This is a genomic window from Pseudomonas sp. H1h (assembly GCF_000633255.1).
Lineage (GTDB): Bacteria > Pseudomonadota > Gammaproteobacteria > Pseudomonadales > Pseudomonadaceae > Aquipseudomonas.
In genome coordinates, this window is the sequence record NZ_AYMJ01000012.1 from 120,068 (window position 1) to 146,875 (window position 26,808).

25 protein-coding genes are annotated in these 26,808 nt (G+C 63.0%); 24 read left to right on the plus strand and 1 reads right to left on the minus strand.

From position 1 onward, the window contains the following. The first annotated feature begins 17 nt into the window (after positions 1 to 17). The 4 genes from U862_RS0109740 (at position 18) to trxC (ending at position 7,175) form a co-directional block, all read left to right on the plus strand. Complete coding sequence (locus U862_RS0109740) at positions 18 to 1,760, plus strand: potassium/proton antiporter (protein WP_025110229.1); 1,743 nt, start codon at positions 18 to 20, stop codon at positions 1,758 to 1,760. Positions 1,761 to 1,794: 34 nt separating this feature from the next. Then, entirely contained in the window at positions 1,795 to 5,148 is a 3,354-nt protein-coding gene (gene mscK / locus U862_RS0109745; protein WP_025110230.1) for a mechanosensitive channel MscK, read from the plus strand. Positions 5,149 to 5,196: 48 nt separating this feature from the next. Further along, positions 5,197 to 6,660 carry a protein adenylyltransferase SelO gene (gene selO / locus U862_RS0109750; protein ID WP_025110231.1) on the plus strand — a complete coding sequence of 488 codons (1,464 nt, stop codon included), beginning with the start codon at positions 5,197 to 5,199 and terminating at the stop codon, positions 6,658 to 6,660. A gap of 80 nt (positions 6,661 to 6,740) precedes the next feature. Continuing rightward, on the plus strand, positions 6,741 to 7,175 hold the full coding sequence (trxC, locus tag U862_RS0109755) for a thioredoxin TrxC (RefSeq protein ID WP_025110232.1): 435 nt from the start codon (positions 6,741 to 6,743) through the stop codon (positions 7,173 to 7,175). A gap of 238 nt (positions 7,176 to 7,413) precedes the next feature. Here the strand turns inward: trxC and U862_RS0109760 are convergent, their stop codons facing one another. Further along, on the minus strand, positions 7,414 to 8,184 hold the full coding sequence (locus U862_RS0109760; protein ID WP_025110233.1) for a ParA family protein: 771 nt from the start codon (positions 8,182 to 8,184) through the stop codon (positions 7,414 to 7,416). Positions 8,185 to 8,561: 377 nt separating this feature from the next. Between U862_RS0109760 and U862_RS0109765 the strand changes: the two genes are divergently transcribed. From U862_RS0109765 to U862_RS0109860, 20 genes are all read left to right on the plus strand, one after another. Next, the gene (locus tag U862_RS0109765) at positions 8,562 to 9,287 is read left to right on the plus strand and encodes a beta-ketoacyl synthase chain length factor (protein WP_025110234.1); all 726 of its coding nucleotides are present in this window, start codon (positions 8,562 to 8,564) and stop codon (positions 9,285 to 9,287) included. Further along, a complete protein-coding gene (locus U862_RS0109770; protein WP_025110235.1) occupies positions 9,263 to 10,069 on the plus strand; it encodes a 1-acyl-sn-glycerol-3-phosphate acyltransferase in 807 nt (268 codons plus the stop codon). Before U862_RS0109765 ends, U862_RS0109770 begins: the two co-directional genes overlap by 25 nt. Continuing rightward, positions 10,053 to 10,328: a phosphopantetheine-binding protein gene (locus U862_RS0109775; RefSeq protein ID WP_025110236.1), complete on the plus strand. Its 276-nt coding sequence runs from the start codon at positions 10,053 to 10,055 to the stop codon at positions 10,326 to 10,328. Before U862_RS0109770 ends, U862_RS0109775 begins: the two co-directional genes overlap by 17 nt. Before the next feature lie 9 nt (positions 10,329 to 10,337). Beyond that, positions 10,338 to 10,592 (plus strand): acyl carrier protein, encoded by a 255-nt coding sequence (locus tag U862_RS0109780; protein ID WP_007909503.1) that lies wholly within the window; start codon positions 10,338 to 10,340, stop codon positions 10,590 to 10,592. Continuing rightward, positions 10,589 to 11,134, plus strand: coding sequence for a membrane protein (locus tag U862_RS0109785; RefSeq protein ID WP_025110237.1), 546 nt, complete (start codon positions 10,589 to 10,591; stop codon positions 11,132 to 11,134). Before U862_RS0109780 ends, U862_RS0109785 begins: the two co-directional genes overlap by 4 nt. Continuing rightward, on the plus strand, positions 11,131 to 12,810 hold the full coding sequence (locus U862_RS0109790; protein ID WP_025110238.1) for an acyl-CoA synthetase family protein: 1,680 nt from the start codon (positions 11,131 to 11,133) through the stop codon (positions 12,808 to 12,810). The genes U862_RS0109785 and U862_RS0109790 overlap by 4 nt, the downstream gene beginning before the upstream one ends. Positions 12,811 to 12,929: 119 nt before the next feature. Beyond that, entirely contained in the window at positions 12,930 to 13,664 is a 735-nt protein-coding gene (locus tag U862_RS0109795) for a glycosyltransferase family 2 protein (protein WP_025110239.1), read from the plus strand. Continuing rightward, positions 13,661 to 14,608, plus strand: a complete 948-nt coding sequence (locus U862_RS0109800; RefSeq protein ID WP_025110240.1) for a glycosyl transferase — start codon at positions 13,661 to 13,663, stop codon at positions 14,606 to 14,608. The genes U862_RS0109795 and U862_RS0109800 overlap by 4 nt, the downstream gene beginning before the upstream one ends. Next, complete coding sequence (gene hutH, locus U862_RS0109805) at positions 14,589 to 16,133, plus strand: histidine ammonia-lyase (protein WP_025110241.1); 1,545 nt, start codon at positions 14,589 to 14,591, stop codon at positions 16,131 to 16,133. Before U862_RS0109800 ends, hutH begins: the two co-directional genes overlap by 20 nt. Further along, positions 16,126 to 16,551 (plus strand): thioesterase family protein, encoded by a 426-nt coding sequence (locus U862_RS0109810; protein WP_025110242.1) that lies wholly within the window; start codon positions 16,126 to 16,128, stop codon positions 16,549 to 16,551. Before hutH ends, U862_RS0109810 begins: the two co-directional genes overlap by 8 nt. Then, positions 16,548 to 17,150 (plus strand): outer membrane lipoprotein carrier protein LolA, encoded by a 603-nt coding sequence (locus U862_RS0109815; protein WP_025110243.1) that lies wholly within the window; start codon positions 16,548 to 16,550, stop codon positions 17,148 to 17,150. The genes U862_RS0109810 and U862_RS0109815 overlap by 4 nt, the downstream gene beginning before the upstream one ends. Further along, on the plus strand, positions 17,134 to 19,473 hold the full coding sequence (locus tag U862_RS0109820; RefSeq protein ID WP_025110244.1) for an MMPL family transporter: 2,340 nt from the start codon (positions 17,134 to 17,136) through the stop codon (positions 19,471 to 19,473). Before U862_RS0109815 ends, U862_RS0109820 begins: the two co-directional genes overlap by 17 nt. Further along, entirely contained in the window at positions 19,470 to 20,633 is a 1,164-nt protein-coding gene (locus U862_RS0109825; RefSeq protein WP_025110245.1) for a hypothetical protein, read from the plus strand. Before U862_RS0109820 ends, U862_RS0109825 begins: the two co-directional genes overlap by 4 nt. Then, the gene (locus U862_RS0109830; RefSeq protein WP_025110246.1) at positions 20,620 to 21,867 is read left to right on the plus strand and encodes an NAD(P)/FAD-dependent oxidoreductase; all 1,248 of its coding nucleotides are present in this window, start codon (positions 20,620 to 20,622) and stop codon (positions 21,865 to 21,867) included. Before U862_RS0109825 ends, U862_RS0109830 begins: the two co-directional genes overlap by 14 nt. Then, entirely contained in the window at positions 21,864 to 22,589 is a 726-nt protein-coding gene (locus tag U862_RS0109835; protein WP_025110247.1) for a class I SAM-dependent methyltransferase, read from the plus strand. Before U862_RS0109830 ends, U862_RS0109835 begins: the two co-directional genes overlap by 4 nt. Beyond that, complete coding sequence (locus U862_RS0109840; protein WP_256214652.1) at positions 22,589 to 23,200, plus strand: hypothetical protein; 612 nt, start codon at positions 22,589 to 22,591, stop codon at positions 23,198 to 23,200. The genes U862_RS0109835 and U862_RS0109840 overlap by 1 nt, the downstream gene beginning before the upstream one ends. Beyond that, complete coding sequence (locus U862_RS0109845) at positions 23,197 to 24,393, plus strand: beta-ketoacyl-[acyl-carrier-protein] synthase family protein (RefSeq protein WP_025110249.1); 1,197 nt, start codon at positions 23,197 to 23,199, stop codon at positions 24,391 to 24,393. The genes U862_RS0109840 and U862_RS0109845 overlap by 4 nt, the downstream gene beginning before the upstream one ends. Further along, on the plus strand, positions 24,390 to 24,854 hold the full coding sequence (locus U862_RS0109850; RefSeq protein ID WP_025110250.1) for a hotdog family protein: 465 nt from the start codon (positions 24,390 to 24,392) through the stop codon (positions 24,852 to 24,854). The genes U862_RS0109845 and U862_RS0109850 overlap by 4 nt, the downstream gene beginning before the upstream one ends. Next, on the plus strand, positions 24,847 to 25,575 hold the full coding sequence (gene fabG, locus U862_RS0109855) for a 3-oxoacyl-ACP reductase FabG (protein ID WP_025110251.1): 729 nt from the start codon (positions 24,847 to 24,849) through the stop codon (positions 25,573 to 25,575). Before U862_RS0109850 ends, fabG begins: the two co-directional genes overlap by 8 nt. After that, a complete protein-coding gene (locus U862_RS0109860) occupies positions 25,575 to 26,801 on the plus strand; it encodes a beta-ketoacyl-ACP synthase (protein ID WP_025110252.1) in 1,227 nt (408 codons plus the stop codon). Before fabG ends, U862_RS0109860 begins: the two co-directional genes overlap by 1 nt. Positions 26,802 to 26,808: the final 7 nt, after the last annotated feature.

A 26,808-nucleotide genomic window follows, 5' to 3' on the forward strand; every position in this document is an offset into this window, starting at 1 on the left:
CTTCTGGAGTACTGCCTTTGAATGCGACGACCATCAACAGCCTGTTCTTGATCGGCGCGTTGCTGGTAGGTGCGAGCATTCTTGTCAGCTCACTTTCTTCCCGTCTCGGCATCCCCATTCTGGTGATCATTCTCGCGGTTGGCATGACCGCCGGGGTCGATGGCGGCGGGATCATTTTCGATAACTATCCCACGGCCTACCTGGTCGGCAACCTCGCACTCGCAGTGATCCTGCTCGACGGTGGCTTGCGCACCCGGGTCTCGAGTTTCCGCGTGGCCTTGTGGCCGGCGCTGTCGCTGGCGACGGTCGGGGTGCTGATCACCACCGGGCTGACCGGCATGGCCGCCGCGTGGCTGTTCGACCTGAACCTGATCCAGGGCCTGCTGATCGGCGCTATCGTCGGCTCCACCGACGCCGCTGCAGTGTTCTCGCTGCTCGGCGGCAAAGGCCTCAACGAACGGGTGACCGCCAGCCTGGAAATCGAGTCCGGCAGCAACGACCCGATGGCGGTGTTCCTCACCGTGACCCTGATCGACATGCTCGCCAGCGGCCAGACCGGCCTGCACTGGAGCCTGTTGACCCACCTGATCCGCGAGTTCGGCATCGGCGGCGTGATCGGCCTCGGCGGCGGCTGGCTGATGCTGCAATTGGTCAACCGGATCAACCTTGCCACCGGCCTCTATCCGATTCTGGTGATCGCCGGCGGCCTGGTGGTGTTCGCCCTGACCAACGCCCTGCACGGCAGCGGCTTCCTCGCCGTTTACCTGTGCGGTCTGGTGATCGGCAACCGTCCGGTGCGCAGCCGTCACGGCATCCTGCACATGCTCGACGGCATGGCGTGGCTGGCGCAGATCGGCATGTTCCTTGTGCTGGGGCTGCTGGTCACCCCGCATGACCTGCTGCCGATCGCCCTGCCCGCCCTCGGACTGGCACTGTGGATGATTCTGTTCGCCCGGCCGCTGTCGGTGATTGTCGGCCTGCTGCCGTTCAAGGCGTTCCATGGCCGCGAGAAGGCGTTTATTTCCTGGGTCGGATTGCGCGGCGCGGTGCCTATCATTCTGGCGGTGTTCCCGCTGATGGCCGGGCTGCCGAATGCGCAGCTGTACTTCAACCTCGCGTTCTTCATCGTGCTGGTGTCGCTGCTGGTGCAGGGCACGAGCCTGCCATGGGTCGCCAGACTGTTGAAGGTAACGGTGCCGCCAGAGCCGGCGCCGATTTCCCGTTCCGCGCTGGAAGTGCACATCACCAGTGAGTGGGAACTGTTCGTCTACAAGCTCGGCGCGGAGAAATGGTGCATCGGTTCGCCCTTGCGTGAACTGAAAATGCCCGAAGGCACGCGCATCGCCGCCCTGTTTCGCGGTCAGCAACTGCTCCATCCGTCGGGTAGTACGGTGCTGGAGGTCGATGATTTGCTGTGTGTTATCGGCCATGAACACAACCTGCCGGCCCTCGGCAAACTGTTCAGCCAGGCGCCGCAACGCGGTCTGGATCTGCGCTTCTTCGGCGACTTCGTACTCGAGGGAGACGCCCAGCTTAAAGCGGTTGCAGCGCTTTACGGGTTGCCTGCCGAGGGCATCGATCCGGACATGACCCTGGGTGCGTTCATTGCCCACAAGGTCGGCGGTGCACCAATCGTTGGCGACCAGGTGGAGTGGAACAACACCCACTGGACGGTCGCGGTCATGGACGGGAACAAGATCGGCAAAGTGGGCGTCAGATTCCCCGAAGGAAGTCGCCCGGGCCCCGGGCTCTTCCTCTAAACTGCGTCCACTATCACTTGCTTGACCGGTCTCTATGCCTACCCTGCGCTCCTTCTTTTTCGCGGCCCTGCTGGGCCTGAGTCTTTCCGTCGGCCCGTTGTACGCCGCCGAACCGCCGTCCAGCGAAGCCGTGCAGGCCAGCCTGGACAAGCTTACCGACAGCAAACTGCCCGAGGCCGACAAGAAGGCCCTACAAACAGTCCTGCAAAACACGCTGAACCAGCTCAACAACCGGCGTGACTATGAGCAGAAGCTGATCGATCTCAAGCAACAACTGGCCACCGCGCCGAAGCAGACTATCGAGAACACGCGTGAGCTGGCGCGACTCAAAGCCACTGCCGTGGTGCCGGTGGCGCAACGCTTTACCAAGGAAAACATTCAGCAGCTGGAACAGATGCTCACCGAGCGCTCGACCCAGCAAAGCGATCTGCAAAAAGCCCTGGCCGACGCCAACAGCCTGATCATCACGGCCCAGACTCGCCCGGAACGCGCCCAGGCAGAAATCGCCAGCAGCCAGACGCGCATCCAGCAGATCAACGGCATCCTCAAGACCGGCAAGGACAGCGGCAAAACCCTGAGCGGCGAGCAACGCGACCTGCTCAATGCCGAGCTGGCGGCGCTCAATGCGCTGATCCCGTTGCGCCGCCAGGAACTGGCCGGCAACAACCAGTTGCAGGATCTGGGCAACAGCCAGCATGACCTGCTCTCGGAAAAATCCGATCGCTTGGACCATGAGATCCAGGAACTGCAAACCCTGATCAACCAGAAGCGTTTGACCCTGTCTCAGGAAACCGTGACGCAGCAGTCGATCGAGGCCCAGAAATCAGGCAGCAGCACCCTGCTTGCCACTGAAAGCGCGGCCAACCTCAAGCTCTCCGACTACCTGCTCAAAAGCACTGACCGCCTCAACGAGCTGACCCAGCAGAATCTGCAGACCAAGCAGCAACTGGACAGCGTGACCCAAAGCGACTCGGCCCTCGACGAACAGATCAACGTGCTCAAGGGCAGCCTGCTGCTGTCGAAGATTCTCTATAAGCAGAAACAGGCGCTGCCGCGCCTCAAGGTCGACCGCGACCTCGCGGATCAGATCGCCGACATTCGTCTGTATCAATTCGAGATCAACCAACAGCGCGAACAGCTGAGCAATCCAACGACTTACGTCGACAACCTGCTGTCCACCCAGCCGCCAGAGCAGGTCACGCCACAGCTTCGCAAGAGTCTGCTGGAGCTGGCCAACACCCGTGTCGATCTGCTGGAGCGGCTGAGCCGCGAACTGAGCGCGATGCTCAATGAATCGATCACCCTGCAACTGAACCAGAAACAACTGCTGAGCACCGCGCAAAGCCTGCGCGCGACCTTGGACGAGCAGATGTTCTGGATTCCCAGCAACAAGCCGCTGGACACGGAATGGATTCGCAGCGTCCCAGAGCGGCTCAAGCGCCAGATCGACACGCTGCCGCTGGCGTCGAGCCTGAGCGAGCTGACCGACGGTCTGACCCAGCGCCCGCTGCTGTTCCTGCCGCTGGCCTTGCTGATCGGCGCCCTGTTGTGGCGGCGCAAGGCGCTATACGCGCGGTTGAACAAGGTTCACCAGGACATCGGTCACTTCAAGCGTGACAGCCAGTGGCACACGCCGCAGGCGATCCTGATCAACATTCTGCTGGCGATGCCGGTCGCCCTTGGCCTGGCGCTGTGCGGTCTGGCCTTGCAGATCGACGCCCGCGGGCAGAACGCCAACATGGGCGCAGCACTGCTGCAAATGGGTCAGGCGTGGCTGGTGTTCTACACCGCCTACCGGATTCTCTCGCCGGGCGGCGTGGCCGAGTTGCACTTCCGCTGGGACAAGCCGCAGGTCGAGTTCCTTCAGGGCTGGATCCGGCGCCTCGGGCTGGTGGTGATGGCGCTGGTAACCGTGGTGGCCGTCGCCGAGCTGCAACCGGCGGCGCTGGCCGACGACGTAATCGGCATGCCGGTGGTACTGACCTGCTACGCCCTGATGGCGTGGCTGCTCAGCCGCCTGCTGATCAGCAGCCCGGCCCACGAAAACACCTCATTGTTCCGCAAGGCTGTCGGTGTGATGTTCACCCTGCTGCCGATCGCCCTGTTCGTCGCGGTGTGCTTCGGCTACTACTACACCGCGCTGAAACTCAGCGACCGGCTGATCAACACCCTGTACCTGCTGATGTTCTGGCTGGTGATCGAAGCCACCTTCGTCCGTGGTCTGGCGGTCGCCGCACGCCGTCTGGCCTACCAGCGCGCGCTGGCCAAACGTCAGGCGGCCAAAGAGGCCGGCGACGGCGAAGCGGTGATCGAAGAGCCGACGCTGGACATCGAAAAGGTCAACGAACAGTCGCTGCGTCTGATCCGTCTGGCACTGCTCGGCGGCTTCATCGCCGCGCTGTACTGGGTCTGGGCCGACCTGATTTCGGTGTTCTCGTACCTCGACAACATCACCCTCTACGAATACACCAGCGGCACCGGCGCCAACATGAGCATGGTGCCGATCAGCATCGGCGACATGCTCGGCGCGCTGATCATCATCGGCATCACCTTCGCCCTGGCGCGCAACCTGCCGGGTCTGCTCGAAGTGTTCGTGCTGTCGAAACTCAACCTCGCGCAGGGCAGTGCCTACGCGACCACGACGTTGCTGTCGTATGTGATCGCCGGCGTCGGTTTCGTCTCCACCCTGTCGACCCTCGGCGTGAGCTGGGACAAGTTGCAATGGCTGGTGGCGGCGCTCTCGGTGGGCCTCGGTTTCGGCATGCAGGAGATCTTCGCGAACTTCATCTCCGGCATCATGATCCTGTTCGAACGCCCGGTGCGGATCGGTGACACCATCACCATCGGCAACCTCTCGGGCACGGTGAGCAAGATCCGCATCCGTGCCACGACCATCACCGACTTCGACCGCAAGGACATCATTGTCCCGAACAAGACGTTCATCACCGGGCAACTGATCAACTGGTCGCTGACCGACACGATCACCCGGGTGACGCTGAAACTCGGCGTGGATTACGGCTCCGATCTGGATCTGGTCAAGGAACTGCTGCTCAAGGCTGCCCGGGAAAACCCGCGTGTTCTCAAAGAGCCCGAGCCGCACGTGTACTTCCTCAACTTCGGCGAAAGCACCCTCGATCATGAGCTGCGCATGCACGTGCGTGACCTCGGCGACCGCAATCCGGTGATCGACGAAGTGAACCGCTTCATCAACCGCGAGTTCAAGAAGCAGCACATCAACATCTCGTTCCGCCAGATGGAGGTGTACCTGAAGAACCTCCACGGTCAGGAATACAAGTTGGTGCCGGTCGAGGACGACAGCAAAACCATCGTTCCGATCAGCGGCGAACAAAAACCGCTGCAAGAACCGCCGCCAGCCAAACTCGACTAACCGGTCTAATCCCAGCAGAATGCTCGGACATTCTGCTGGAGCCGGCCCTTGAAAGCCCTCGACGAACTGACCTTCGACAATCGCTTTGCCCGCCTGGGCGATGCGTTCTCCGCTCACGTGCTGCCCGAGCCGATCGACAATCCGCGTCTGGTCGTCGCCAGCCCTGCGGCCATGGCCTTGCTGGATCTCGACCCGGCGACCGCCGAAACCCAAGAGTTTGCCGAACTGTTTGGCGGCCACAAGCTGTGGGCCGATGCCGAGCCACGGGCGATGGTCTATTCCGGGCACCAGTTCGGCGGCTATACGCCGCAACTGGGCGATGGCCGAGGCTTGCTGCTCGGCGAGGTCTACAACAGCGCCGGCGAACACTGGGACTTGCACCTCAAGGGCGCCGGGCAGACGCCGTTTTCGCGCATGGGCGACGGGCGTGCGGTGCTGCGTTCGTCGATCCGCGAGTTCCTCGCCTCCGAAGCGCTGTACGCGCTGAACATTCCGTCCTCGCGCGCGGCCTGCGTGATCGGCTCCGACACTCCGGTCTGGCGGGAAAAGCAGGAACGCGCGGCGATGGTGCTACGGCTGGCGCCGAGCCACATCCGCTTCGGCCACTTTGAATATTTCTACTACACCAAGCGTCCCGAGCAGCAAAAGCAGCTCGGCGAACACGTGCTGGCGATGCACTTCCCCGAGTGCCTGGAACAACCGGAACCGTATCTGGCGATGTTCCGCGAGATCGTCGAGCGCAATGCCGAACTGATCGCCAAGTGGCAGGCCTACGGCTTCTGCCACGGGGTGATGAACACCGACAACATGTCGATCCTCGGCATCACATTCGACTTCGGCCCGTTCGCCTTCCTCGACGATTTCGACGCCAACTTCATCTGCAACCACTCGGACGATCAGGGCCGCTACTCGTTCAGCAATCAGGTGCCGATCGGCCAGTGGAACCTCAGCGCCCTGGCCCAGGCCCTGACGCCGTTCATCAGCGTGGAGGCCCTGCGCGAAACCCTCGGCCTGTATCTGCCACTGTTCCAGGCGCATTACCTGGACCTGATGCGCCGCCGCCTCGGCTTCACCACCGCCGAGGATGATGACCAACAGCTCCTGGAAAGCCTGCTGCAACTGATGCACAACAGCGGCGTCGATTACACGCTGTTCTTCCGGCGTCTCGGCGAAGAGTCAGCGGAAAAAGCCGTCGCCCGACTGCGCGATGACTTCGTCGACATCAAGGGCTTCGATGCCTGGGGCGAGCGTTATGTGGCCCGGGTTGCACGCGATGGGGAGAACGATCAAGCACAACGCCGCACGCGGATGCATGCGGTCAACCCGCTGTACATCCTGCGCAACTATTTGGCGCAAAAGGCTATCGACGCCGCCGAACAAGGCGACTACTCAGAGGTCCGCCGCCTGCATGCAGTGCTGAGCAAGCCGTTCGACGAGCAGCCGGGGATGGAAAGTTATGCCGAGCGGCCGCCGGAGTGGGGCAAGCATCTGGAGATCAGTTGTTCGTCTTGAGGCACAGGATTCAACCTTGATAAATGCCTCGCAGGACTCCAGATCAGTCATACGAGTTATATACGTTCACCGAGCCCATTATGACCAACCCACTCCTCATCCCCTGCCCCGCCTGTAACGGCCTCAACCGCATCCCCGCCGAACGCCTGGGTGATCAGCCGAAGTGCGGGCGCTGCAAATCCACTGTGCTGCTGAGCAAGCCGTTCGAACTCAAGCAAGGCGACTACACCAGTCAGATCAAGGGTGATCTGCCGCTGTTGGTGGATGTGTGGGCGGACTGGTGCGGGCCATGCAAGTCGTTCGCACCGGTGTTCGAACAGGCTGCTGCGCAGTTGGCGGGCAAGTGTCGACTGGCCAAGCTCGACAGCGAAGCCAATCAGCAGTTGTCGGCGCAGTTGGGGATTCGTTCGATTCCGAGCCTTATTCTGTTCAAAAATGGCCGCGAAGTGGCGCGCCAGAGCGGGGCGTTTCCGTTGCCACAGTTGATGGCATGGCTGCGCAGCCAGGGTATCTGACACACCCGAAAACCCATTGTGGGAGCGGGCTTGCTCGCGAAGAGGGAGTGTCAGTCAGCCGATTTATCAACTGACAGAATGCCTTCGCGAGCAAGCCCGCTCCCACAGGGGGATCAGACGCGTCTCAGAACGTCAGGCCGAGTGGGGCGTCCGCTGCCGCAGTTGATGGCATGGCTGCGCAGCCAGGGTATCTGACACACCCCCGCTCCCACAGGGGATCCATGCGTAATTCGAGGTATCAGGCGTCTTCGAGCAGGTTATGCAGCTCGACGAATTGCTGCGTCAGCTTGTGCCGCGGGTCGAGGTGGATCAGCGGCGTGCTGGCCTGGTGCGATTCACGCATGCGCACCGAGCTGCTCAGATACACCGGCAGCACCGGCAAGCCTTCAGCGATCAACTCATCAAGCATCTGCTGCGGCAGGCTGGCCCGGGCCTGGAACTGGTTGACCACAATGCCTTCGACTTCCAGGCCTTCGTTGTGGTCTTCCTTCAACTCTTCGATCTCCGCCAGCAACCCGTACAGCGCCTGCCGCGAGAAGCTGTCGCAATCGAAGGGAATCAACACACGATCGGCGGCAATCAATGCCGACACCGCATAAAAATTCAGTGCGGGCGGGGTGTCGAGATAGATCCGGTCGTAATCTTCTGACAACTCGTCCAGCAACTTGCGCAGCTTGTTGATCTTGTGCTTGGCCTCAAGCTTGGGCTGCAGATCAGCCAGTTCGGCGGTGGCGGTGATGATGTGCAGGTTGTCGAACGGGGTTTCGTAGATATCCGCCTGATTTTTCTTCGAGAACGGCCCTGAAGACAGGGTCTGCTTGAAGAAGTCGGCAATGCCCATCGGAATGTCATCCCCGGTGAGCCCCGTCAGATACTGAGTGGAGTTGGCCTGGGCATCGAGATCCACCAACAGCGTGCGATAGCCCTCGCTGGCGCTGACCGCCGCCAGATTGCAGGCAATGCTGGATTTGCCCACGCCACCTTTCTGATTGAACACCACGCGCCGCATGACAAAACCTCCGTGTATCAAAGAATGACCGAGTGTAGATGCGCGCGGCTCGGCTTCGCTACCTCCATGGACGCGGACTACAGAGTCAGGTGCAAATATCCCCATGGTGATGGAGCAAAAACGGCCATTGATCGTCGGGATGCCGGACAGACAAACCGCTGACGACCCGAATAATGGCCAAGTGACATTTTTTCCACGAACTATTCGGTACATTCAGCTGCGCAAAATGTAACCAGCATTTGCTACACACTCGTCGCACCGGGATAATGCGCGCCACCCGAACGTCAGGCGCCACGCCGCGTCCGGTAACGTCAGCACAGCCCGGCTGCGGCTTTGGCGACTCAACGCGTCAATAAAAGCCCGCAGGGGCGGGATAAATGTCCGTGATCAACTTCAACATCGCCCAATGGCGCGCGTGGGCTCCAGGGCTCGACAGCGTGGACGCCTGGCAGGCCTGGAGCCGACAGCCGGTTGTGCTCCAGAGCAGCGATGCCGCGCCCGATGTGTCGTTCCTCCCGGCCATGCAGCGCCGGCGCCTCAGCCGCCTGGCGCGGATGGCGTTCAGTGTTGGCTGGCCGCTGGCCGACGGACGGGAAAACCTGCCGCTGGTGTTTGTTTCGCGGCACGGCGAAACCCCGCGCACCTTCGAAATCCTCAGCGATCTGGCCAAGGACGAACCGTTGTCGCCCACCCAGTTCAGCCTGTCGGTGCACAACGCGATCATCGGCCTGTGGTCGATCATGCGCGGTGAAACCAGCGAAATGACCGCCCTCGCGGCAGCCGGCGATGGCCTGGAACACGGCATGCTTGAAGCCGCGGCCCTGCTCGACGAAGGCGCTCCGGCAGTGCTGCTGATCATCACCGAAGAACAGCCGCCCCAAGCCTACTCGCAGTGGATCGACGACGTGCCTTTTCCCTATGCGCTCGGTTTGTTGATCACCCCCGGTACCGACTGGCGGCTTACCCTGAACAGCGGCACAGAAGCAGTGTCCAAAGCGCACTGGCCGCACGCGCTGAATCTGTTGCGTACCCTGCTCGGCCAGCAACCCCATTGCCAACATGCCTGGAAAAATCGTGTATGGACCTGGCAACGCAACCCGTGACCGAGAAAAACCGCGACGCCTACTACTGGCGTCTGCTGGCCACCGCCGCGAGTTTCGCTCTGTTCGGGCTGGGCGGGCTGTGCCTGCGCCTGCTGGTGTTTCCGTTGCTCGGCTGTCTGCCCGGCGATGCGCTGAAACATCGCCAGCGCGCACGGCAGACGGTCAGTCGGCTGTTCTGGTTTTTTGTGCGGTTCATGGCCCGTACTGGCGTGCTGAGCTACGACATTCAAGGGGCGGAACGCCTTGGTCGCCCGGGGCAGATGATCATCGCCAACCACCCGTCGCTGATTGATGTGGTGTTCCTGATCGGCCTGGTGCGCCAGGCCAATTGCGTGGTGAAGAAAAGCCTGTGGGAAAACCCCTTCACCCGTGGCCCGCTGCGTAGCACCGAGTACATCAGCAATGACGGCAGCATGGACATGCTCGACGCCGCCGCCGAGTCCCTGCAGAACGGCCAGACCCTGATCATTTTTCCCGAGGGCACGCGCACCCAGCCAAGGCAGGCACCGGCCTTTCATCGGGGGGCCGCGGCGATTGCCCTGCGCGGTGCGAAAATCCTGACTCCGGTGGTTATCAAGGTCAACCCGACCACCCTGACCAAGGCCGAACCCTGGTATCGGATCCCCAGCCGCCGCGTGCACTTCAGTTTTCGTGTCGGGGCCGATATAGACCCACAGACTTTCGCCACGCAGGGGCCGGCACCGCAGGCCTCGCGCAAGCTCAACGATTATTTGCACTCTTACTTCATTAAGGAGCTCGCCGAAGATGAACGATCTGAATAACCCGGGCCTGGTGCGCGACATCAAACTGCTGATCATCGATGCCCTGGGCCTCGAAGACATCAGCGTCGACGACATCGGCGACGAGCAGACCCTGTTTGGCGAAGGCCTGGGCCTGGATTCCGTCGACGCGCTGGAACTGGGTCTGGCGATCCAGAAAAAGTACGGCATCAAGATCGACGCCGACGCCAAAGACACCCGTAACCACTTCACCAACGTGGCGAGCCTTGCGGCGTTCGTCACGGCAAAACAGGCAGCTTGAGACCGGACCATGCAAACTCGTGACGATATTTTCAACACCCTGCGCGATGCCCTGGTCGAGCTGTTCGAACTGGATCCGGCTCGCGTGAGCCTGGAGTCAAACCTGTATCAGGATCTGGAAATCGACAGCATCGATGCGGTCGATCTGATCGATCACATCAAGCGCCAGACCGGCAAGAAAATCGCCGCCGAAGAATTCAAATCGGTGCGTACTGTCGGTGACGTAGTCGAGGCGGTCTACCGTCTGGTTCAACCGGCCGCATGAGCCGATTGATCGGCCTCGGCCTGCTGCTGGCAGGCCTGCTGTACCCCTTTGCGGTGTATTTCGGCATGGAGCACTTCGCCCCGTGGCAGTTCGGGCTGCTGCTGGGCAGCCTGTGGCTGGCGCGCGCGCTGACGGGCGAGCGCAAGCCCGGCAGCCTGTGGATGGCCTGTGTGGCAATCACGTTCTGCCTGTTGCTGGCCCTGTTCGACAGCCCGCTGTTGCTGCGTTGGTACCCGGTATTGATCAGCGGCTTCATGCTGGTGCTGTTCAGCCTGAGCCTGAAATACGGACCGCCGATGGTCGAGCGCCTGGCGCGGATCCGCGAGCCGCAACTGCCGCCCGAGGCGATCCGCTACACCCGCCAGGTCACCGTGGCCTGGAGCGTGTTTTTCTTCTGCAACGGTTTGTGCGCCGCCCTCCTGACCCTGTGGGCGCCGCTGAATTGGTGGATGTTGTACACCGGCCTGATCTCCTACGGATTGATCGGCCTGATGTTTGCCATTGAATGGCTGATACGACAACGGGTAAGAGGCCGTAAATGAACTGGAAAAAACTTGAGCACCTGTTGCTCAAGGCCCTGCCAGGGCGAGTGATCACCGACGCTCCGGCGCTCGACCACGCGCAACTGCACGAACAGGCGTTGAGCGTCGCCGCCGGCCTGCAAGCACGCGGCGTGCAGCGCATGGCGGTGCATCTGGACGATGCCGCCGACCTCGGCATCGCCCTGCTCGGTGCATGGCGCGCGGGCGTCAGTGTGTTGCTGCCGGCGGATCTGCAAGCGCAGACCCGTCAGCGCTGGTCGAGTGAAGTCGACTTGTGGCTGACCGATCAGCCCGCTGATGTGCACTTGAACGACCTGCTGCAGCCGCCCCTGCCCGGCGCTGAACTGGATCTCGAGCAGTGCCGCCTGAGCCTGTGCACCTCCGGTTCCAGCGGCGAACCCAAGCGCATCGACAAGACCCTGCACCAACTGGCCAACGAGGTCGAGGCGCTGGAACAACTGTGGGGCGCCGATCTCGGTGAAGCGTGGATCATCGGCAGCGTCGCCACACAGCACATCTACGGTTTGTTGTTCCGCGTGCTGTGGCCGCTGTGCGCCGGGCGTCCGTTCGTGCGCAAGCAACTGGCGTTTCCGGAAGATCTGCAACGCGCCAGCCGCGAACACCCGGCCTTCGCCTGGGTCGGCAGCCCGGCCCTGCTCAAACGCATGGGCGACAATCTCGACTGGCCAGCCCTGAGTGCCGTGCGCCGGGTGTTTTCCTCCGGTGGCGCATTGCCGGCAGATGCCGCGCAAAGCCTTCAACAACGCTTGCAACAGTGGCCGACGGAAATCCTCGGCAGCTCGGAAACCGGCGGCATTGCCTGGCGTCAGGGCACAAACCTGTGGCAGCCGTTCGCTGGCGTCGCACTGACTCAGGACCGCGACGGTGCGCTGTTGATCGCTTCACCGTATCTACCCGCCGGACATGTCGAACACACCGCCGACGCTGCGCGCATTGCCGCCGACGGTCGTTTCGAATTGCTGGGTCGGCTGGACCGCATCGTCAAACTCGAAGAAAAACGTATTTCCCTGCCCATGCTTGAACAAGCCCTCGTCGCCCACGACTGGGTCGCCGAAGCACGGCTGGGCGTGGTCCAGGAAAACCGCGCAGTCCTCGGTGCCCTGTTGGTGCTCAGCGAGAACGGCTTGTTCGCCTTGCGTGAACACGGCCGCCGCAGTCTCACCGAAGCCCTGCGCAAACACCTGAGCCAACATTGCGAAGCCCTGGCCCTGCCGCGTCGCTGGCGTCTGCTGCGGCAATTGCCGATGAACGCGCAAGGCAAACTGCCTCAGGCCGAAGTCGATGCCCTGCTGCTGGCGCCACGGCCCAAGACCCCAGAAGTGCTGGAGCAGGTCGAAACCGACGGCGAATGGAGTCTGCAACTGAGCGTGCCGCCGGATCTGGCCTACTTCAGCGGCCACTTCCCCAAGGCCCCGGTCTTACCCGGCGTCGTGCAAGTGGAGTGGGCGTTGAACCTCGGCCGCCAATTGCTGAACCTGTCCGGCGCATTTGCCGGCATGGAAGTGCTGAAATTCCAGCAACTGGTGCGCCCCGGCGATGAAATCCAGCTGCACCTGCGCTTCGATTCTGAGCGCAGCAAGTTGTATTTCGCTTATCGCAATGACACGGCGACGTGCTCAAGTGGGCGGATTCTTTTGGGTGTAGAGCATGATTGACCCTGGTGAGTGCTGCGCACTCAATCGCGAGCAGGCTCACGCCCACAGAAACCGCGATCTCATGTGGGAACGAGCCTGCTCGCGAAGCGGTCATTGCAGTCTTCCTGTGGAGAATCGGTATGCATAACCCTTGCGCCGTAATCCCGGTCTACAACCACGAAACCGCGATCGGCACTGTCGTCGACGCCCTGCTCGCGCAACACCTGCCGTGCATTCTGGTGGACGACGCCAGCACACCCTCCTGCGCAAAGGTGCTCGATGCGCTGGCCGAGCGCGACAATGTGCACCTGGTGCGCCTGACCCTCAATCAGGGCAAGGGCGGTGCGGTGATGACCGGCCTGCGCGAAGCGGCGCGCCTGGGGTTCAGCCATGCCTTGCAGGTCGACGCCGATGGCCAGCACGACTTGCATGACGTCGCGCGTTTCATCGAGGAGTCCCGCGCTCATCCGGACGCGATGATCTGCGGCTATCCACTGTTCGACGAAAGCGTGCCCAAGGGCCGTCTGTACGCGCGTTATCTGACCCACGTGATGGTCTGGATCAACACGCTGTCGCTGCAGATCCGCGATTCGATGTGCGGTTTTCGCGTGTATCCGCTGGCCCCGACACTGGCGGTGATCGACTCGGCTCGGGTCGGCAAGCGGATGGATTTCGACTCGGACATTCTGGTGCGCCTGTCGTGGCGCAATCAGCCGATGCGTTGGCTGCAGACCAGCGTGCATTACCCGCTGGACGGCGTTTCGCACTTCCGTCTGTTCCACGACAACGCGCTGATTTCCAGTATGCATACCCGGTTGTTCTTCGGCATGGTGCTGCGCCTGCCGCTGATCCTCTGGCGCCGGTGGCGGACATGAGCATCGAGACCGACAAGAAGCACTGGGCCGACCGCGAGGAGCGCGGCAGTTTCCTGCTGATGAAATTTACCGCGCTGGCCGCCAAAGTGCTTGGCCGGCGCCTGCTCAGTCCGTTGCTGTATGGCATCGTCCTGTACTTTTTCCTGTTCGGCCGTATCGCCCGACGCAGTGCCTGGCAATACCAGCAGCGTCTGGCCGACTGGAGCCAGCGCGACGATCTGCGCCCGAGCCACTGGCGGGTATTCGGCCAGTTCATGGCGTTCGCCGATTCACTGCTCGACAAGCTCGACGTGTGGAACGGCAAGATCCGCATCGAGCAGATCGAAATCATCGACCCGGCACTGCTGCGCAATCAGTTGCGCGGCAATCGCGGGCAACTGCTGGTCGGCGCGCACCTGGGCAACCTCGAAGTCTGTCGGGCGCTGGCAGAGATCGGCGAAAAGGTCACCATGAACGTGCTGGTGCACACCAAGCACGCCGAGCAGTTCAACCGCTTGCTGGGCGAGGCCGGAGCGACCAATCTGCGCCTGATTCAGGTCAGCGAACTGGACCCGGTGATCATGCTGCAACTGCACGAACGCCTGGAGCGCGGCGAATGGCTGGCGATTGCCGGCGACCGCGTGCCACTGCACGGCGGACGCAGCGTCACCGTCGACTTTCTCGGCCACCCGGCCCCCTTCCCGCAGGGGCCGTGGCTGCTGGCCGGATTGCTCAAATGCCCGGTCAATTTGCTGATGTGCCTGAAACAACCGGACGGCCACTATCGCCTGACCCTCGAACCGTTCGCCGACAGCGTGGTGTGGACACGCCGCGAGCGCGAGCAGGTCATTCATCAGTGGGCCACCCGCTATGCGCAGCGCCTGAGTCACTATTGCCTCGAAGCCCCGCACCAATGGTTCAACTTTTATCCATTCTGGAAGACCGATGACGACGCCAACCCATGAGCCGGTAACCTTCGGCGAACGCCCTTTGCGCATCGAAGACGTGCTGACCCTGGCCAACCGTCAGGCGCCCGTGCAGTTGCAGAGCGACGCCGCTTACCGCGAACACATCGCCAAGGGTGCGCGGTTCCTCGATTCGCTGCTGGACAAGGAAGGCGTGATCTACGGCGTGACCACCGGTTACGGCGATTCCTGTGTGGTCGCAGTGCCGCTGCATCACGTCGAGGCGCTGCCCCGTCATCTGTACACCTTCCACGGTTGCGGGCTGGGCAAACTGCTCGACGCCCAGGCCACCCGCGCCGTACTGGCCGCGCGTTTGCAGTCGTTGTGCCACGGCGTGTCCGGAGTGCGAATCGAACTGCTGGAGCGCCTGCACGCGTTTCTTGAACATGACATCCTGCCGCTGATTCCGGAAGAAGGTTCGGTGGGTGCCAGCGGCGATCTGACGCCGCTGTCCTACGTCGCCGCGACCCTGTCCGGTGAGCGTGAAGTGACGTACCGTGGCGAGCGCCGCCAGTCCGCCGATGTGCACCGCGAGCTCGGCTGGACGCCATTGGTGCTGCGCCCGAAAGAAGCGCTGGCCTTGATGAACGGCACCGCGGTGATGACCGGCCTTGCCTGCCTCGCCTACGCCCGCGCCGACTATCTGCTGCAACTGGCCACACGCATCACCGCGCTCAACGTGGTCGCGCTACAAGGCAACCCGGAACACTTCGACGAGCGTCTGTTCGCCGCCAAACCGCACCCGGGGCAGATGCAGGTCGCCGCATGGCTGCGCAAGGATCTGGCGATCGACGCCCCGACTGCGCCGCTGCACCGCCTGCAGGATCGCTACTCGCTGCGCTGCGCCCCGCATGTGCTCGGCGTGCTGGCCGACAGCCTGAACTGGCTGCGTTCGTTCATCGAAACCGAACTCAACAGCGCCAATGACAACCCGATCATCGATGCCGAAGCCGAGCGTGTGCTGCACGGTGGGCACTTCTATGGCGGGCACATCGCCTTCGCCATGGACAGCCTGAAAAACCTGGTGGCCAACGTTGCCGACCTGCTCGACCGGCAACTCGCCTTGCTGGTCGATGAACGTTACAACCACGGCTTGCCGAGTAACCTGTCCGGCGCCCCGGCGGATCGCGCGATGATCAACCATGGCTTCAAGGCCGTGCAGATCGGCACCAGCGCCTGGACCGCCGAAGCGCTGAAAAACACCATGCCGGCCAGCGTGTTCTCACGCTCCACCGAGTGCCACAACCAGGACAAGGTGAGCATGGGCACCATCGCCGCCCGCGACGCAATTCGCGTACTGGAGCTGACCGAACAAGTGGCTGCCGCCACGTTGCTCGCGGCCAATCAGGGCGTCTGGTTGCGGGGTCGCGCTGAAGACGCACGTGCGCTGCCACCGTCTCTGGCCGCCATGCACGAAGAGCTGGCCAAGGACTTCCCGCCGGTCATCGAGGACCGCGCACTGGAAGGCGAACTGCGCCTGTGCCTGCAACGCATTGCCGAGCAACACTGGAGGCTGCATGCGTAGCGCCGGAGTGCTGCACGCCGACACGGAAATCCTCGTGCCGTTCTTCGACATCGACACCATGCACGTGGTCTGGCACGGGCATTACGTCAAATACCTGGAGGTGGCGCGTTGCGCGCTGCTCGACCGGATCGGCCACAACTACACGCAGATGTCCGAGTCCGGCTATGCGTGGCCGATCATCGACCTGCAACTGCGTTACGTGCGTGGCGCGGTGTTCGGCCAGCGCTTGAACGTGCGCGCCAGTCTGGTGGAGTGGGAGAACCGGTTGAAGATCAATTACCTGATCACCGACCTGCAGAGCGGCGAACGCCTGACTCGCGCCAGCTCGGTGCAAGTGGCGGTCGAGATCAGCAGCCGCGAGATGCAACTGGCCTCACCCAAAGTGTTCACCGATGCGGTGCAAAGGATGCTGCGATGAACCTGATCTGCAAATGCCTGGGTGCGATGGCACTGCTCGCGGTATCGAGCCTGGCCAGCGCCTTCGACCTGCAACAGCTAAGTGAGCAACTGGCGAAACCGGACGTGATTCACGGCCGGTTCATCCAGGAAAAACACCTGCGCGCCCTGCCCCAGCCGTTGATCAGCAAGGGCAGCTTCGTCCTGGCGAAAAGTCACGGCCTGCTCTGGTTGCTCAAGACCCCGCTGCAACAGGACTACCGCATCACCGGCAACGGCATCGCTCGCCGTGACGGCAACCGTTGGCAGATGTTGCCGAACAAGAGCGCCGGGGCCGAGCAGAACCGCTTGTTCCTCGCGGTACTGCAAGGTGACAGCAGCGGCCTGCAACGGGATTTCGAACTGGCCCTGAGCGGCGACGCACAGCAGTGGAAACTGACCCTGACCCCGCGCTCGTTGCTGCTCAAGCAAGTGTTCAACCGGATCAACATCGACGGCGGTGAGCTGGTGCAGACCATCGAACTGCTGGAAACCCAGGGCGACAGCACCGTGTTGCGCATGCAGGACAGCACCGCAAGCCAACCGTTGAGCGACACGGAGCAACATGACTTTGCCGAGTGAACGCAGGCTGCCTTGGCTGTTCCTGATCCTGCTGCTGGCGGTCGTCGCGCTGGCCGGGTGGCAGTGGCGCGACGGTGCGCCGCTGTCGGCCAACCTCATGGAACTGGTGCCCGGCACCCACCCTGACGCCCTCGAACTGCGTGCCGAACAGCGCATGCAGGAACCGCTCAACCGGGAAATGCTGGTGCTGGTCGGCCACGCCGATCGCCAGCAGGCGGTCGCCATGGCACAAACCCTGGGCGAGCAGTGGCAAGCCAGCGGTCTGTTCGAAAAGGTCCAGTGGAACCTGCAAGCCGACCTCCCGGCCCTGCGCACGCAACTGTTGCAAGGACGTCTGGCGATGCTCTCGGCGGATGACCGGCAACTGCTGAGCGAACATCCTGACGCGTTTATTCAGCAACGGGTGCAGGCCCTGTTCGACCCGTTCACCGGTTTCAGTCTGGTGCCGAGCCAGGATGACTGGCTGGGCCTCACCGGACGCATCCAGAACAGCCAGCCGAAGCACGGCGCGGTGCAGCTGGACATCGGCAGCGGCGTACTGGTCGCCGACGCCGACGGCAAGAGCTGGGTGCTGTTGCGCGCGCGCACCACCGGCAATGCCTTCGACATGAACCTGCCGCTGAAAGTCGCGGACTTGCTCCAGCACAGTCGCGAGCAAGCGGCGAAAGCCGACGTGCAACTGCTGGCCGCCAGCGGCCTGCTCTACGCCGCCAACGGTCAGCAACAAGCCACTCGCGAAATGACCTGGGTCGGCGGCGGCGCCACCCTTGGCATTCTGTTGCTGCTGCTGTTGGTGTTTCGTCGCTGGCGGGTGTTGCTGGCGTTTGTGCCGGTGCTGGTGGGCATGTTGTTCGGTGCGGTGGCCTGCGTGGCGCTGTTCGGCCACATGCATGTGATGACGCTGGTGCTGGGTTCCAGCCTGATCGGCGTAGCAGTCGACTACCCGCTGCACTATCTGTCGAAGAGCTGGAGCCTCAAACCGTGGCGCAGTTGGCCGGCCTTGCGCCTGACGCTCTGCGGGCTGACCTTGAGCCTGATCACCAGCGCCATCGGTTATCTGGCGTTGGCCTGGACGCCATTCCCGGCGCTGACGCAGATCGCGGTGTTCTCTGCCGCCGGATTGCTCGGTGCTTACCTGTCGGCGGTGTGCCTGCTGCCGGCCCTGCTGAAAAACGTCGAGCTGCTTCCCGCGCAATGGCCGCTACGCCTGGCCGAACGCCTGGTGAAACTGCGCGAAACCCTGCTCGAACACGTGCGCACGCCGGTGCTGCTGGCGCTATTGATCGCCTTCTGCGCCGGCGGTCTGGTGCAACTGCAAAGCAAGAACGACATTCGTCAGTGGGTCGGCGCGCCGCAACGCCTGACTGACGAAGCGCAAACCATCGCGCGCATCACCGGCTATCAACCGACCAGCCAGTTCTTCCTGGTGCGCGGGGCCAATCAGCAGGAATTACTGGAGCGTCAGGCCGCGTTGAGCGAGCGCCTGCAACAACTGGTCAACCTCGACAAACTGCAAGGTTATCTGGCCCTCGATCAACTGCTCAGCCCGCCGAGCCAGCAACAGCAGGTTCGCGAAGCACTGCGCAAACTGCCGCAATACTGGCAGCCATTGCAGGACCTCGGCGTACCGCTCGCCGCGCTGCAAAGCGAGCTGCAACAATTGCAGAATCTGCCCGCCGAGGACATCGACGCGGCACTGGCCGGCCCGCTGGGCGAGCCTTACCGCACGCTATGGCTCGGTCCGACCGCAGACGGCGTGGCGGCGATGACCAGCCTGCAAGGCCTGAACAACCCGGCGCTGCTGCGGGTGCAGGCACTCGACTTGCCGGGGGTGATGCTGGTTGACCGCCTTGGCGAGTTGAACGAGGTGTTCGCCGCGACTCAGATCAGCGCCGCCGAATTGAAACTCGCCTCCTGCGTGTTGATCGTGCTGGTACTGATCGTGCCATTCGGCTTCGGCGGCGCGCTGCGCATCGTCGCCCTGCCGCTGCTGGCGGCGCTGTGCAGTCTCGCCAGTCTCGGCTGGCTCGGCCAGCCGCTGACCCTGTTCAGCCTGTTCGGCCTGCTGCTGGTGACGGCCATCAGCGTCGATTACGCGATCCTCATGCGCGAGCAGGTCGGCGGTGCCGCTGTCAGCCTGCTAGGCACCTTGCTGGCGGCGCTGACGACGTGGCTGTCGTTCGGTCTGCTGGCAGTGTCCAGCACGCCGGCGGTGAGCAATTTCGGTCTGGCGGTCAGTCTCGGGCTGGCCTTCAGCTTCATCCTCGCGCCGTGGGCCGGGCGTCACGCCCACAGCGCCGTCGTCGCGGAGCCCGCAGCGTGATGGTCGCCGGCTTCTGGCTGATGGCCCTGGCGCTGTTCGCCGTGGCGACCCGCATCGGCCGGCATTTCGGCCTGATCCCGATCGTCAGCCAGTTGCTGCTGGCAAGCTTCGGTTTGCCGCTGTTGATGTACTTCTGGATCGAACCGGGCTGGCAACTCAGTGGCCCCGTGCTGATTGCACCGGTGTGGCTGAAAGACCTCTACAGTCTGAGTTTCGCGCTGTTGCTGGGGCACATCCTCAGCGATGTGATCGACCTGCGCCTGGATCGCCAGAGTGTGAAAATCGCCGTGCCGAGTTTTGCCGTGCCGTTCGCCTGTGGGCTGGTGGTCGCCTGTTGGCTGATGCCGGCACAACCGTGGCTGAATTCGCTGGCGATCGGTCTGGTGTTCGCGATTACCGCAATCCCGGTGCTGTACCTGTACCTGCGCCACATCGACTACCCACCTGCCGCCACTCGGCGTCTGGTGCAGACCGCGATCCTAATCGACCTGACCTGCTGGACACTGTTCGGCCTCGCTCAGGGCAGCCTGCATTTGAACAGCCTGTTGCTGCCGCTGGGGTTGGCGTGTGTGCCGGTGCTGCTGCACTTGTTGCGCGTGCGTCGACCGCTGACCTACAGCCTCGGCTTCTTCGCGCTGCTGGTGCTGGCCGAGCACTACAAGCTCAACGCACTGATTGTCGGCATCGGCTACCTGTTGTGCATGGCGTTGTTGAAAGTGCCATTGGTGCTGCCATTGCCGGCGCTGTGGATGAGCCGTTTGCAGACGTGGATCGCGATCCCGCTGATCCTCACGTTCGGCATCGTGCAGATCGACGTGCACAGTGCCCTCGCCAGCCTCGGTGCGGTGCAATGGGCCGCCCTGCTGCTGTTGCCGATCGCCAGTAAACTGCTCGGTAACTGGCTCGGGCTGGGCTGGGCCGGTGCATCGTTCGAAGGTGCCAGCCGCTGGCGCGAAAGCGTGCTGCTGAACATCCGTGGCCTGAGCGAAATCGTCTTTCTCAACCTGTTGCTGCAACAACAGCTGATCAGCCCGGCGCTGTACTTCGCGCTGATGCTGATGGGCCTGATCGCGACGCTGTTGCCGGCCCTGATCGGCCTGCATCGCGCGCCCCTGAAACACACCGCCACCGCGCCCGGGAGTTCACGTGCCAACCGTTGAAATGCAACGTCGTCAGGTAGTGATCATCGGTGCCGGCCCGTCCGGCGCCATCGCCTCCGCCCTGCTCCAGCGCAAGGGCCACGATGTGCTGGTGATCGAGCGCCAGCACTTCCCACGCTTTTCCATCGGCGAAAGCCTGCTGTGTCATTGCCTGGATTTCGTCGAAGAGGCCGGCATGCTCGACGCCGTCAACGCCGCCGGGTTCCAGCGCAAGACCGGCGCTGCGTTCGCCTGGGGCGAGCGCTATAGCGCGTTCGATTTCAGCGACACCTTCAGCGGTGGCAAGCCGACCACTTTCCAGGTGCAGCGCGCCGATTTCGACAAGCTGCTGGCTGATCAGGCGGCGCTGCAAGGTGTCGAGATCCGTTATGGCGAGGCCATCGTCCGCGTCGATTTCAACCGGGCCAAACCGCAGCTCGACGTGCGGCGCGAAGACGGCAGTGAATACCACGTCGAAGCGGATTTTGTGCTCGACGCCAGCGGTTACGGTCGCGTGTTGTCGCGCTTGCTCGATCTTGAAGCACCGTCGAATTTCCCGCTGCGCCAGGCAGTGTTCGCCCACGTCGAAGATCACATCGACAACCCGGCCTTCGACCGCGAGAAAATCCTCGTCACCACCCATCCAGAGCACCGCGACATCTGGTTCTGGACGATCCCGTTCAGCAACGGTCGCTGCTCAGTGGGCGTAGTGGCTGCCGCCGAACACTTCAAGGGCCGCGATAGCGATCTGGACGCTTGTCTGCGCGGCTTCATCGCACAAACCCCAAGCCTCGCCGGCGTGCTGAACAACGCCGTGTGGGACACCCCGGCGCGCACCCTCGGCGGTTATGCGGCCAACGTCAAAACCCTGCACGGCCCGGGCTTCGCCCTGCTCGGCAACGCGGCGGAATTTCTCGACCCGGTGTTTTCCTCCGGCGTGACCATCGCCATGCGCTCGGCGAGCATGGCCGCCGCGGTGTTGCACCGTCAGTTGCAAGGCGAAGCTGTTGATTGGCTGCACGAGTTCGCCGCGCCGCTCAAACGCGGGGTCGACACTTTTCGCTGCTACGTCGAGGGCTGGTACGCCGGCACCTTCCAGGACGTGATTTTTCATGAAGACAGCCAGGCGGACATCCGCCGGATGATCTGCTCGATCCTCGCCGGTTACGCCTGGGATGAACGCAACCCGTTCGTCAGCGAAGCGCGCCGCCGGCTGAAGATGATTTCCGAACTCTGTGCAAAGGACGCCCCATGAATTACTTGAGCGACAGCTACGTCGAGGAAACCCGCTTCGGTTTCTGGTTCCTGCGCAGCCACACCTGGCAGCACCATGTGTTGCGCGTGGCGATCAACGACCTGCGCGGGCTGTTCAGCGAGTCACTGCCCGCCAATCCGGTGCTGCTGGATGCCGGCTGTGGCCAGGGCAAGTCGTTCCGGCATCTGCGCCAGACCTTCGCCCCACAGCGTTTGATTGGCATCGATGCGGACCCACACAGCCTTGAATTGAGCGCTGCAGAAGCGGCGCGCCAGGGTTTCGACGTCGAGCTGATCGGCAGCGACTGCGCCACGCTCAACGTGGCGGACGCCAGTGTCGATCTGCTGTTCTGCCACCAGACCTTTCATCATCTGGTCGAACAGCAAAAGGCCCTCGCCGAGTTCTATCGTGTGCTCAAACCGGGTGGTTACCTGCTGTTCGCCGAGTCCACCGAGGCCTACATTGATACTTGGGTGATCCGCTGGCTGTTCCGCCATCCAATGCATGTGCAAAAGAGCGCGGCGCAGTATCTGGAGATGATTCGCCAGCAGGGTTTCGAGTTCGCCGAGCGCAATGTCTCGTACCCGTATCTGTGGTGGAGCCGGTCGAAAGATTTCGGCTTGCTGGAGCGGTTTGGATTGCGCCGGCCAAAACCGTTCGGCGAGCGCGAAGAAACCTTGGTGAATGTCGTTGCCCGCAAGCCATTGCAGGAATCCATCTGATGCCACGCTATCGACCTGCACACCTGACCTCCTGTGGGAGCGGGCTTGCTCGCGAAAGCGGTGGGTCAGCTTGCTGCGATGCTGGACGTGCCGACGCCTTCGCGAGCAAGCCCGCTCCCACAGGGTTTGGGGTGTGGCTGGTATTGGTGATATCTGCCCTGTTGCTCAGTGCCTGCGCCAGCCAGGCTCCGCTACCCGCGAGCAGTCCGACTCTACCGCTGCCGCTGCAGCTGCACATCGAGCGCCAACAAGCCGACCAACGTCAGGACTGGCTTCTGGTGATTCAGCGTGAAGGCCCCGGCATCCGCTGGTCGATGATGGACCCGCTGGGCATTCCCCAGGCCCGTCAGCAACTGGTCGATGGGCACTGGCAGGCCGACGGGCTGCTGCCGCCCAATCCGGAAGCCCGGGAGCTGTTTGCCGCTTTGCTGTTCGCCCTGACGCCGTCCGGCGAGCTGCTGCGCAATTATCCCGCCGCGCAGCAACAGGCCGGGCAACGCTCGCTGCCGCCGCGCTGGGCGATCCGTTATGCACAACCGTTGAGCTTCGAATTGAACCTGCCCCAAGGCCCGCACTATCGGGTTTCTCCCCTCGGTGAGCCGACGCCATGACTGCCTACCTCAATGCCCTCGGCGTGATCTGCGCGCTGGGCCGCGACAAGCAACAAGTCGCGCACAACCTGTTTGCCGGTGATTGCTCGGGCATGCGCCACGAGTGCGGCTGGGTCGCCGGGCGTGAGTTGCCCGTGGCGGCGGTGCACGCTGAGCTGGCGGCCATTCCGGCCGAACTGGCCGACCAGAGCAGCCGCAACAATCAACTGCTGCTGGAAGCCGCGCTGCAAATTCGCGCTGACATCGACCAAGCGATCCAGACCTTTGGTCGCGAGCGCATCGGCGTGGTGCTCGGCACCAGTACTTCGGGCATCGACGAAGCCAGCCGTGGTCTGGCGCACTACCTTCGCGAACAGCAGTTCCCCGCCGAATACGATTACCGTCAGCAGGAACTCGGCGCCCCGGCGAATTTTCTGGCCGACTGGCTGCAACTCAGCGGCCCGGCCTACGTGATCTCCACCGCCTGCACCTCCAGCGCCCGGGCGCTGATGAGCGCGCAGCGCCTGCTCGATCTGGGCCTGTGCGATGCCGTGCTGTGCGGCGGGGTCGACAGCCTGTGCAAGCTGACACTCAACGGTTTCAGCGCGCTGGAGGCGGTGTCCGACGAGCGCTGCAATCCGTTCTCGGCCAACCGCAACGGCATCAACATCGGCGAAGCGGCGGTGCTGTTCCTGATGAGCAAGCAGCGCGGCGAGGGTCCGGCCATCGCCCTGCTCGGCGCCGGGGCCAGCTCCGACGCGCACCATATTTCCGCCCCGGAACCGAGCGGCCGCGGCGCCCTGCAAGCGATGCACAAAGCCCTGAGCCGCGCACAGCTGCACGCTGCGCAAATCCATTACCTGAACCTGCACGGCACGGCGACCCAGCACAACGACGCGATGGAAAGTCTGGCGGTCGCCACGCTGTTCCCCGACGGCGTGGCCTGCTCGTCGACCAAGCCGATGACCGGCCATACCCTCGGCGCTGCCGGTGCACTGGAAGCGGCGTTCTGCTGGCTGAGCCTGAGCGCCGACAATCCGCAACAGGCCTTGCCGCCGCACGTCTGGGACGCTCAGCCCGATCCCGACCTGCCAGCCCTGAACTGGGTGACCGCGAACACACGCCTGTCGTCCATTGCACCGCGCTACCTGATGAGCAACTCGTTTGCCTTCGGGGGCAACAACGTCAGCCTGATTATCGGAGACGCCCCATGACTGACTGGCCGCTCGCCGAATTGCTGCCCCACGCTGGCGACATGATTCTGATCGACCGCGTCCTCAGTTTCGACGAAGAACAGATCCATACCTGTCTGACGGTCAAGCCCAACGGCTTGTTCAACCTGCCCGACGGCAGCCTGCCGGCGTGGGTCGGCGTAGAGCTGATGGCGCAAAGCGTCGCCGCGTTCGCCGGTTGCCACGCGCGGCACAAAGGCAATCCGGTGGAGCTGGGTTTCCTGCTCGGCACACGTAAATTCGAGTGCAACGTCGAGGCGTTTCCGGCCGGCAGCGAACTGACCATCCATGGCATCCGCTCGCTGGAAGACGACAACGGCATGGGCGTGTTCGAATGCCACATCCACGGGCCCGGCATCGAAGCCAGTGCGCGCTTGAATGTGTTCCGCCCGCCCCAGCCATCCCAATATCTTGAACAAAACCGGGAGTCGAACGATGACTGAATCCGTACTGGTCACCGGCTCCAGCCGTGGCATCGGCCGCGCCATTGCCCTGCGCCTGGCACAGGCCGGGCACGACATCGTCCTGCATTGCCGCAGCGGCGTGGCCGAAGCCCAAGCGGTGCAGACCGAGATCGAAGCGTTGGGCCGCAACGCGCGCATTCTGCAATTTGATGTCGCCGACCGCGAAACCTGCAAAACCATCCTCGAAGCCGACGTTGAAACCCACGGCGCCTATTACGGCGTGGTGCTCAACGCCGGGCTGACCCGCGACGGTGCCTTTCCGGCGCTGAGCGATGACGATTGGGACGTGGTGCTGCGCACCAACCTTGACGGTTTCTACAACGTCCTGCACCCGGTGATGATGCCGATGATCCGTCGTCGCGCCGCCGGTCGGATCGTCTGCATCACCTCGGTATCGGGCTTGATCGGCAATCGAGGCCAGGTCAACTACAGCGCCTCAAAGGCCGGTGTGATTGGCGCTGCGAAAGCGTTGGCGATCGAGCTGGGCAAGCGCAAAATCACGGTTAACTGCGTCGCGCCGGGCCTGATCGACACGGCGATGCTGGATGAAAACGTGCCGGTGGAAGAACTGATGAAGATGATCCCCGCACAACGCATGGGCACCCCGGAAGAGGTGGCCTCTGCGGTGAATTTCCTGATGTCGGCGGAAGCCTCGTACATCACCCGCCAGGTGCTGGCGGTCAACGGAGGCTTGTGCTGATGAAGCGCGTCGTCGTCACCGGCATGGCCGGCATCACCTCGCTGGGCAGCGACTGGCAGACCATCGCCGGCAACTTCGCGGCCAACCGCAGCGGCATCCGCCGGATGGACGAGTGGGATCGCTTCAGCGAACTCAACACCCGTCTGGCCGGCCCGATCGATGACTTCGTCGTACCCGCGCACTGGACACGCAAGCAATTGCGCAGCATGGGCCGCGTGTCGCGCCTGGCAGTCGGCGCGGCAGAACAGGCACTGGCGGATGCCGGCCTGCTTGGCGACGAAACGATCAAGGACGGGCGCATGGGCGTGGCCTGCGGCTCGTCCACCGGCAGCACCGACGAGATCAAGGCGTTCGGCAACATGCTGCTCAACTCGGTGGCCGAGGGCCTCAACGCCAACTCCTACGTGCGGATGATGCCGCACACCACCGCCGCCAACATCAGCATTTTCTTCGGCCTCACCGGGCGTCTGATCCCGACGTCCAGCGCCTGCACCAGCGGCAGCCAGGGCATCGGCTACGCCTACGAGGCGATCAAGTTCGGACGCCTGCCGCTAATGCTCGCCGGCGGCGCCGAAGAACTGTGCCCGACCGAGGCGATGGTCTTCGACGCACTCTACGCCACCAGCCTGAAAAACGACGCGCCGCAGACCAGCCCACGCCCGTACGACAAGGGCCGCGACGGCCTGGTGATCGGTGAGGGCGGCGGCATGCTGGTGCTTGAAGAGCTGGAACACGCCTTGGCGCGCGGTGCGCGGATCCATGCCGAAATCGTCGGTTTCGGCAGCAACGCCGACGGCCAGCACACCACCCGCCCCGAGCAGATCACCATGCGCCGCGCCATGGAACTGGCGCTGGAAGACGCCGGGCTCACCCCGGATGCAATCGGTTACGTAAATGGTCACGGCACCGCTACAGAACAGGGCGACATTGCCGAAACACTGGCAACCAGCAGCTTGTTCGGCGAGCGCATGCCGATCAGCTCGCAGAAGAGTTTCCTCGGCCACACGCTCGGGGCCTGCGGCGCGCTGGAGTCGTGGTTCAGCATCGAAATGCTCAACCGCGATGTGTACGTGCACACGCTCAACCTCGACGAGGTCGATCCGCACTGCGGCAAACTCGATTACCTGCGCGGCGAATTCCGCCAGATGCATCACGAGTACGTGATGAACAACAATTTCGCTTTTGGTGGCGTCAACACCTCGTTGATTTTCCGCCGCTGGCACTGACCGCAAT